The organism is Frankia sp. CeRuru1 (assembly GCF_977966315.1).
Genome location: NZ_CDWWEW010000393.1, coordinates 1 through 3376, shown reverse-complemented (window position 1 = coordinate 3376; position 3376 = coordinate 1). Strand labels below are relative to the sequence as shown.

Below are 3376 nucleotides of genomic sequence, written 5' to 3'. Positions count from 1 at the left end.
TCGTCGACGTGGTGGTGCACGTGCAGCGGGACGAGGAACGGGTCTACTACGCCCTCGAACGGCTCTGGAAGGACTGCCCGGTGATCCCGTTCGTCGACGCGGCGGTCGGGGCCGGTGTCTCCCCGGGGCCCACCGCGGCGAGCGGCGGCTCGGGCTCGGGTGTGGCCGGGCCCGGTACGGCGACCCCACGGTGAGGCTACTGCTCTGGCGGCACGGCAGGACCACCTGGAACAACGTCGGCCGCTTCCAGGGGCACGCGGATCCGCCCCTCGACGCCACCGGGCGCGCCCAGGTCGCCGCGGTGGCCCCGGTCATCCAGGCGATGCGCCCGGAACTTGTCGTCTCGTCCGACCTGCAACGTTGCCGGGACACCGCGGCGGCGCTCGGCGGGCCCTTCCGCTCCGACGCGCGGCTGCGCGAGATCGATCTCGGCGCGTGGTCCGGGTTGACCGCTGCCGAGGCGGCCCAACGCTTCCCCGCGGAGGATCGCGCCTGGCGGCGGGGGGAGGACGTGCCCCGTGGCGGTGGCGAAACCTACCGGCAGGTGGCGGAGCGGGCCGGCACGGTCTTCGACGAGATCCGGGCCGAGGGGTTCCCGGCCGAACGGGACGGTCTCGTCGTGTTTGTCCTGCACGGCGGTACCGCCCGGTCACTGATCGGTCATGTGCTCGGCCTCCCGCCGGAGCTCTGGTGGCACTTCGGACCGCTCGCCAACTGCCGGTGGTCCGTCCTGCGGCTCGTCGAGGGTGGGTTCCGCCTGGTCGAGCACAACGCGGGGCCGCCGGCTGGTAAGGTCGGGACCGCCGGATCGGGACTGACTGAGACGCTCCTGCCGAGCCAGGGGGCGCCGACAGCAGCCGACACTGAGCCTGTACACTTGCCGAAGTAGTCCATCAGGACAGGTTTGGTGTCCGGGTGGGGTACAAGACCGGGTTTACTCGGGTCTGATATAAAATGAATGGCAGTTGGGGCTGTGGCGCAGTCTGGTAGCGCATCACACTGGCAGTGTGAGGGTCAGGGGTTCGAATCCCCTCAGCTCCACCCGAGTAGGCATGTTCGAACCCCCGCCAGTGAGCTGGTGGGGGTTCGCTGTCTCACCGGGCAGCGGTCCATATGGCCGCTCGATTGCGTGCCAGCGGGTGTGATCAGTGATCTCACCTGAACGGCCTTCATCGGGCGGCCTGCTGTCGGGCAGGATCTCCGCATCCTCGGGTTCGGAATCTTGACCGATGGTCTTGTCCTGCTGGTTCGGGGCCAGTAGGTGAGCGAACGGTTCAGTCAGGTCGGCGCCGTGAACGTGGTTGCGTACCACCCAGAAGCGGGCGAATACGGCCTGGTTCAGCGCCCGCCGCACCTCCGGCGGCGCGGCAAGGTACAGCTCATGCGCGTTGGCGCACAGCAACAGAACCTCCTCCACGACCGTCAGCACGGTGCTGGCCTCGGTCGAGCAGCGTTCTATGATCGCTCGGGCGCCGGCCAGTTCCCGCTGGATACGTTCCTGTTCGGACTTGAGCAGATCCACGGGGATGGCGTCGGCGTAGTGCGCCTGGAGCAGCTTGAGCTGTTCGCGTTCAAGATCGGCAATGCGCTTCTCCTGCTGCGCGAGCTCGCGGTGGCTGTCGGCTTGGTGTCGCTCCAGCTCGGTCATGACCTGGTTGCGGATAGCTGTGATTTTGGTCTCGGACAGCTGGATTCACCGCCACCAGTCGGCGACCGATGTCTCAAGGTCATCGATCAGGACGGCGGGCTGGTCGCAGGGCTGCCGCCGCTTGGCGCGGCCGATGCAGAAGAAGTACGGGTAGACCGTGCCCCACCGGTTGGTGGCGTTGGTGATCCCGAACCGGCTTCGGCAGGTACCGCAGTACACCGAGCCCTTGAGGTAGTGCGGGTGGTGTTGCGGCTTTTCCCGGGCGGCGTTGCGCGCCTTCCTGATGGCCTGCACTTGATCAAAGACGGCGGACGTGATGAGCGCCGGGTGTCGCCCCGGGTACCAGACGCCCTCGAACTTGACCTCGCCGAGGTAGTAGCGGTTGGCGAGCATCTTGTCGACGTGCTGGACGCTGACCGGGCGGGTGGGGCGCTTGGGCGTGGCCGGAATACGCAAACCCCGGTACTCAAGGGCGGTCGCCAGCTGGGCCATGGTGTACTCGCCGCTGGCGTAGGCCCCGAACATCCAGACGATGTGTGGTGCGCGGTCCTGGTCGACCGCAATGGTTCGGACCTCCCGGCCGTCCACCGTCACGCGGACGTTGCGGTAGCCCAAGGGCGCCAACCCGAGTGTGCCGCCGGCCTTGGCCTTCTGCCGCATACCCTTCTTGGCTTCCTGCGCCAAGTTCTGCGAGTAGAACTCGGCAATAGTGGCCATGATTCCGTGCAGGAGCTTGCCCGACGGTGTCTCGTCGATGTTCTCGGTGGACGACACCAGTTGGGCGCCGGCCTTCCGGATCGCGAGGTTGATAGTGACATCGTCCTCGCGGGAGCGAGCCAGCCGGTCGACCTTGTGTATGATCACGTAGGAGATTCCGCCTTGCTCGCGCAGGAAGCGCAGCATTGCTTGAAGCTCGGGGCGGTCGGCGGTCTTGGCTGATTCGCCGCGGTCGAGGAATTCGGCCACGATGACCGCATTCAGTCGATCGGCGGTCCGCTCGTTGGCCTCACGCTGAGCCGGGATTGAAAATCCCTCGTCGCTGAAGTCCGTTTCTGCTTGCGCAGAAGTGGAGACGCGCAGATAGCTGATGGCCAGCTTGGCGCCAGTCGGCAGGTCGCTCAGGCTCTCGGTCAGGAAGCGCATAGCATCCTTGCCCTTCTATCTCGACTTTCGTAGTTATGCGGCGGTGATCTCCCAGGCCAGTCGGAGGGTGTGGATTTCGGCTGGGGTGGGCTGTTCGGGGTGAGCGGGCTGGTATTTGGTGGCGATGAGGACGCGGCGGAGCTTGGCGAGCAGGTCGGCGGTCGAGGGCCGGGTCTTGGTGGTGTACCAGGGCGCGCGGGCGCGGTGCTCCGCGGCGTCGTCGTGGTGGTGGCCGGTGGTGAGGTACCAGGTGAAGGCGAGGGTCTGGCAGGTCAGGCCGAACGGGACGGCGCGTTGCACGGCGGTGGTGAGCCGGTTGCGGGCCTGGCCGACGCCGACGAGTTGTTTGGCGTCCTCGATCGCGACCTCGACCGACCAGCGGGCGGCGTACCGTTCGATGATCGCCGCGGGTTTCGCGAGGGTGTCGGTCGGGACGAGTGCCAGATCGAAGGTGCCGGTCCGGTCGCCGTCGCGGACGAGGGTCACGGTGACCGGCCGGGGGCCGAAGACGCCGTACCACAGGCAGCGGGTCGTGGCGGTGTGCACGGTACTCGTCCGGCCGTAGCGGGTCACGGTGACGGGAGT

The 3376-nt window shown here is 67.3% G+C and carries 4 protein-coding genes and 1 tRNA gene; 3 read left to right on the top strand and 2 right to left on the bottom strand.

Annotated features, from left to right (window positions below; translation table 11 throughout):
• From AC08OP_RS21125 to AC08OP_RS21115, 3 genes are all read left to right on the top strand, one after another.
• On the top strand, positions 1–194 hold a 194-nt coding region (locus AC08OP_RS21125), incomplete at its 5' end, for an RsfS/YbeB/iojap family protein (protein WP_476615773.1).
• Positions 191–889, top strand: coding sequence for a histidine phosphatase family protein (locus AC08OP_RS21120; RefSeq protein ID WP_476615772.1), 699 nt, complete (start codon positions 191–193; stop codon positions 887–889). The genes AC08OP_RS21125 and AC08OP_RS21120, both read left to right, overlap by 4 nt.
• A 78-nt stretch (positions 890–967) precedes the next feature.
• A tRNA-Ala gene (locus AC08OP_RS21115) sits at positions 968–1041 on the top strand.
• Positions 1042–1693: 652 nt separating this feature from the next.
• On the opposite strand, the gene AC08OP_RS21110 is transcribed toward AC08OP_RS21115, so the two are convergent.
• Together AC08OP_RS21110 and AC08OP_RS21105 are read right to left on the bottom strand one after the other, a co-directional pair.
• Entirely contained in the window at positions 1694–2791 is a 1098-nt protein-coding gene (locus AC08OP_RS21110) for a recombinase family protein (protein WP_476615771.1), read from the bottom strand.
• Positions 2792–2824: 33 nt separating this feature from the next.
• Positions 2825–3376 (bottom strand): hypothetical protein (locus AC08OP_RS21105; protein WP_476615770.1); only part of this gene is annotated, 552 nt, incomplete at its 5' end.

What these genes read in the sequence shown, in the direction of transcription:
- AC08OP_RS21110 (WP_476615771.1), bottom strand. Translation starts at nt 2,791, where the DNA reads ATGCGCTTCCTGACCGAGAGCCTGAGCGACCTGCCGACTGGCGCCAAG.